Consider the following 1,236-nt stretch of genomic DNA (forward strand, 5'->3'; position numbering starts at 1 on the left):
GAGATGACGGCGATGCCCGAGCTGGTGGCGTTCTTCCACAGCATGATCGGTATGGCGGCGGTGTTCATCGCCATCGCCGCGGTGGTCGAGCCCTGGGCCTTCGGCATCACGCCGCTGCCGGTGGCGGCGGCCGGCACGGTCAACACGCCCGAGGGCGCGATGATCGTGGACGGCTTCCTGCGCTTCGGGATTCCGGCGGGCAACCGGCTGGAGCTGTTCCTGGGGGCAGCCATCGGCGCGATCACCTTCAGCGGCTCGGTGATCGCCTTCGGCAAGCTCTCGGGCAAGTACAAGTTCCGCCTGTTCCAGGGCGCGCCGGTGCAGTTCAAGGGCCAGCACATGGTCAACCTGGTGCTGGGCCTGGTGACGATCGGGCTGGGGCTGCTGTTCGTGGCCACCGAGAGCTGGGGCGCGTTCTTCCTGATGGTGCTGCTGTCCTTCGTGATGGGCGTGCTGATCATCATCCCGATCGGCGGGGCGGACATGCCGGTGGTGGTGTCGATGCTCAACAGCTACTCGGGCTGGGCGGCCGCGGGCATCGGCTTCAGCCTGAACAACGCGATGCTGATCGTGGCGGGCTCGCTGGTGGGCTCCTCGGGTGCGATCCTGAGCTACATCATGTGCAAGGCGATGAACCGCTCGTTCTTCAGCGTGATCCTGGGCGGCTTCGGCGGCGAGGCGACCACGGCCACGGCCGGCGCCAAGGAGCAGCGCCCGGTCAAGAGCGGCAGCGCCGACGACGCGGCCTACATGCTGTCCAACGCCGAGACGGTGATCATCGTGCCGGGCTACGGCCTGGCGGTGGCGCGCGCGCAGCACGCGGTCAACGAACTGGCCGAGAAGCTGATCCACAAGGGCGTGACGGTGAAGTACGCGATCCACCCGGTGGCCGGGCGCATGCCGGGGCACATGAACGTGCTGCTGGCGGAAGCGGAGGTGCCCTACGACCAGGTCTTCGAGATGGAGGACATCAACGGCGAGTTCGCGCAGGCCGACGTGGCGATCATCCTGGGGGCCAACGACGTGGTGAACCCGGCCGCGCTCACCAAGGGCACGCCGATCTACGGCATGCCGATCCTGGAGGCCTACAAGGCCAAGACGGTGATCGTGAACAAGCGCTCCATGGCCGCGGGCTACGCCGGGCTGGACAACGAGCTGTTCTACATGGACAAGACCATGATGGTCTTCGGCGACGCCAAGAAGGTGGTCGAGGACATGGGCAAGGCGATCGAGTAA

At 66.7% G+C, this 1,236-nt stretch carries 1 protein-coding gene; it reads left to right on the forward strand.

The window, feature by feature from the left end; genetic code table 11:
• On the forward strand, window positions 1-1,236 hold a 1,236-nt coding region (locus WKW80_RS37200), incomplete at its 5' end, for an NAD(P)(+) transhydrogenase (Re/Si-specific) subunit beta (RefSeq protein ID WP_340368561.1).

This window comes from Variovorax humicola (genome assembly GCF_037889915.1).
GTDB lineage: Bacteria > Pseudomonadota > Gammaproteobacteria > Burkholderiales > Burkholderiaceae_C > Variovorax > Variovorax humicola.